We start from the raw sequence: 4128 nt of genomic DNA, 5'->3' as shown, positions 1-4128 counted from the left end.
CGTGGCGCTCGCCACCGCGCTCGCGTTCTGGCTGTGAACGAGTCTGGAGCCTAGTTGAAACGTCTGAACAGCCTCGCGGGTTCAATGAGTGGATTGCCGGCCGGCGATCATGCCGCTGCGAGAAGCGGCTGGTTGAAGTATATCTTGACGGCCATGGTTGTAGAAGTCGAGGTGGCGGCCGATCCCGGGGCGTGCATCCAGGACCGAGACGCCGGCGTTGAGGTACATACCTCCTTATATTTTACCAAGTGGCAGAGGAGGGGCCTTGAATAGCAACGGAACAGAAAATCTACACAAGGCCGGTGGGGCCTGTTCGGGCCTCCAACAAACCTCCCTTACCGTCCTATCCTCGAGCCGATTGCCCCCGGTTTGTAATGCGCTTCAATACTTGGTCTCTGAGGCATGCAGCATTGATGGCCACATCAAATCTCCACCTGCGTACCTATCTCCACTACCTGATGCACCGGTAGTCGGAAGAAGCTCATCGGTGTCTCGGCATTTCGCACCATCGCCGTGAAGAGGCGGTCGCGCCACACCGCCACGCCAGGCCGTCGAGACGCAATGAGCGTCTGACGGCTGATGAAATATCCCGCGGTCTCCGGCTTGCATGCTGGGTCCGCATCCAGGACGGGCTTCAGCGCGCGGGGCACGTCCGGGCTTTCGGCAAAGCCGTAGCCAACGACGACACGGGTCAGCCCGCCGCCTAGCTCTTCCACGCTCAGCCGGTCAGCGTCGGCAACGTGCGGCGTCATAGCCGTTTCAAGCGTCACCAGGAAGACGCGGTCGTGGAGGACGAGATTGTATGTGAGGTTATGGAGCAGCGCGGGCGGGATGCCTTCCCGAGTGTTGGTCAGGTAGACGGCGGTCGCCGGGACCCGGTGTATCTTGGCGGTCGAGGCCATGAACATCTCGACCGGCATCGCGTCCTCGGCAAGTCTCGCTGCTACCAGCTTGCGCCCCCGCCGCCACGTGTCGAAGACCAGGACCAGCACAACGGCAATCGTCACCGGTAGCCAACCGCCGTCGAGGAACTTGGTCGACAATGCAGCGAACAGCCCGAGATCGAGCGCGAGTAGCACGGCATAGAGCGGCACCGCCCAGAACGGACTCCAGCGCCACACGCGGAACACCATGAAGCCGATCATCAGCGTCGTCAGCACCATCGTCGCGGTCACCGCCAAGCCGAAGGCCGCCGCGAGCGCGCCGGAGCTGCGGAAGCCTAGCACCAGTGCGATGACCGCGAAGAACAGCAGGGCGTTGACGCCGGGCGCATAGACCTGCCCGCGCGATTTCTCCGACGTGTGGCGGATGTTGACGCGCGGCAGATAGCCGAGCTGCACCGCCTGCTGAGTCACCGAGAACGCGCCGCTGATGATCGACTGGCTGGCGATGACGGTGGCCAGCGCCGCGAGGATCAGCAGCGGCGGGAGGAGCTGCAGCGGTGCCATCAGGTAGAAGGGCGAGTTGATCGCCGACGGGGTCGACAGCACCAACGCCGACTGTCCGGCATAGCAGAGCAGCAGTGCCGGCAGCGCCAGCCAAAGCCAAGCACGCGCGATCGCCGAGCGGCCGAAATGCCCCATGTCCGCGTAGAGCGCCTCTGCGCCCGTTACCGCCAGCACGACCGTGCCCAGAGTGAGGAAGGCGCGCACCGGGTCGGCCAGGAAGAAGCGAGCGGCATAGGCGGGATTGGCGGCGGCGATCACCTGCGGATTGTCGACGACCTGGAACGCACCCAGCACCGCGACGGTCGCGAACCAGATGAACATCACCGGCCCGAACACAGTGCCCACGACGTGCGTGCCGAAGCGCTGGATGGCGAACAGCACGACGATGATCGCCAGCGTGATCGGGATCACGAGTTCGCCAAACCTCGGGCTGAGCAGCGTCAGCCCTTCCACCGCCAAGAGGATCGAGATCACGGGCGTGATGATCGCGTCGCCGTAGAACAAAGCGGTCGCGACTAGCGCAGCGCCAGCGACCCATGGCAGCGCCGGGGAGTGCTTGGCGACGCGCTGGATCAGCGCGAGCAGCGCGAAGCTGCCGCCCTCGCCGCGATTGTCCGCGCGCATCGTCACGAAGACGTATTTGACCGTGACCACCAAGATCAGCGCCCAGATCAGCATCGACAGGACGCCGAGCACGTGGAACGTGTCGAGCGGCAGCTTGTGATGCCCGATAAAGCTTTCCCGAAACGCGTAGAGCGGGCTGGTACCGATGTCGCCGAACACGACTCCGGTCGCGCCGAGCATGAGCTTCAGGGTCGGCTTGGGGTGCGTGCTGAGCATGGAGATCTTCATGGCAGGAGCGGGGCAACCGCGCGAGCATCGATCACCCTCCGTCACTCCAGTCACAGCCTTCCGGTCAAGACCTGCGGATTGTCGGCGGGATGCCAGTGAGCCGGTGCTCGAGTCCTCTCGCCTGGCCATCCGTGGCCGGGGCTGACACGAGCACCTTGTCGATCCGGAGGCCATCCAGATCGACGATTTCGAAGCGGCGACCTTCCCAATCGAAATGGTCACCGACCGCGGGCACGCCCCCGAAGCGCCGGAGGCAGAAGCCGGCGAGCGTCTGATATTCGCTCGTCAGCTCCGTCTTGGGGGCGCCAAGGCGATCAATGGCCGCCAGGATCGGGATCGAGCCGTCCATCAGGAGCGAGCCGTCCTCTCGCTCAATTACGGGAGCCTCCTCGCCTTCCTCGGGTATGTCGCCCGCCATTGCTTCCAGCAGGTCAGTCTGCGTGACAACACCGCGCACCGTCGCATGCTCATCGACCACCACGGCCATCTGCACCGGACGGTTCCGGAAGAGCTCGAGCACATGGAGCACATTGGTCCCGTCATGTACGACGACTGGGTCGCGAACCACGGCGACGACATCAAGGGGGCGGCCGTCGAGATGCGCGTCGAGCAAGTCTTGCTTGCGGACCACGCCCACCACGACATCCATGTGACCCCGGCACAACAGCGCCATCTCGTGCTTGTTGGCGCGCACGGCCGCCATCTGCGCGTGTCGATCGGCGTCGGCGTCGATCCAGTAGACCTCGCGACGCGGCGTCATGATCGACGTAACCTTGAGCGTGGTCATGTCGAATGCCCGCTCGACGACCTCCTGCTGCGCACCCTCAAGCACTCCGCCTTCTCTACTGGCGGCAACGAGCAGCTTCAGCTCCTCCGTCGAGTGAAGCTGGTCGCCTTCCGCGCCGGGTTGAAGGCCGAACAGGCGCAGCACCAGCCCGCCCAGCCCGTTGAGCGCTGCAACAGCGGGGCGAAAGAGCGCCGAGAACAGCGCCAGCGGACGTACCACGGCGAGCGCCGTCTTCTCCGTCCGCTGCAGCGCGAGGCTCTTGGGCGCGAGTTCCCCCAGTACAATGTGGAGCGTGGTGATGATCGCAAACGCCACCGCCACTGCTATGGCGTGGCTCGCCGCTGTGGCCCAAGCGAAGCCGGCGAGTGCCGGCTCGATCAGATGCGCGAGAGCCGGTTCGCCGATCCATCCCAGCCCCAGCGACGACAAGGTAATGCCGAGCTGCGTCGAGGCTAGACTGGCATCGAGCTCGCCTACCGACTTCTGGAGCACGCGCGCCGTCGCTGATCCGGCCGCGACCAGCTCCTCGACCCGGCTCTTGCGCATCCCGACAAGCGAGAACTCGGCCGCGACGAAGAACCCGTTCATCACCACCAGCAGCATAACGGCGAGCAGCTTGCCTGCGGTGACCAGCCCATCCGCTTCCATGACGACCCTCAAGTAGCGCCGTCGACCTGGAACGGCTATGTTGCCGGAACGCTTGGACTTAACGATCGGCGCTGGATGTACGAAGGCACGGCTTCGGCCACCGCTTGACTCTTGTCGGGCTCGACAACGTTACTCCATTCGCAACTGTCCGTATCCTCACTAACGCCGCGCAGATTGATCGTGGTACTTTGGATCAGGGTAAGCGTGGTCTGACGGCCGCCTTGCGCTGAGCGGGTGCGCTGCGATGCTTGCCACGTTTTGGGTGGAGCGTTGCGATCAATAGTGAGGTGATAGAGCTTGCGACCAGTCATACGAGCGATCGCATGACTGGTCGGATCGATGTGGACTTGCCCCGGAAAAGTGGAGAGTTCCCTTGAGCTGAAAGGCGAACTC

General features: G+C 64.1%; 3 protein-coding genes. All 3 read right to left on the bottom strand.

Going from position 1 to position 4128, the window contains the following annotated elements:
• Positions 1 to 422 precede the first annotated feature (422 nt).
• Positions 423 to 2288: a potassium transporter Kup gene (locus ACFE71_RS15080; RefSeq protein WP_375429582.1), complete on the bottom strand. Its 1866-nt coding sequence runs from the start codon at positions 2286 to 2288 to the stop codon at positions 423 to 425.
• Positions 2289 to 2364: 76 nt separating this feature from the next.
• Positions 2365 to 3747 carry a hemolysin family protein gene (locus ACFE71_RS15075; protein WP_375429581.1) on the bottom strand — a complete coding sequence of 461 codons (1383 nt, stop codon included), beginning with the start codon at positions 3745 to 3747 and terminating at the stop codon, positions 2365 to 2367.
• 23 nt (positions 3748 to 3770) lie between these two features.
• The coding region (locus tag ACFE71_RS15070; protein ID WP_375429580.1) for a hypothetical protein at positions 3771 to 4128 on the bottom strand (358 nt) is incomplete at its 5' end.

This window comes from uncultured Sphingomonas sp. (genome assembly GCF_964237155.1).
Lineage (GTDB): Bacteria > Pseudomonadota > Alphaproteobacteria > Sphingomonadales > Sphingomonadaceae > Sphingomonas.
The sequence above is the reverse complement of the archived record's forward strand: the minus strand, read 5'-3'. Positions and strand labels throughout refer to the sequence as shown.

Bases quoted from the DNA above. Each gene is read 5' to 3' on its own strand.
- ACFE71_RS15080 (WP_375429582.1), bottom strand. From the start codon at position 2,288: ATGCTCAGCACGCACCCCAAGCCGACCCTGAAGCTCATGCTCGGCGCG.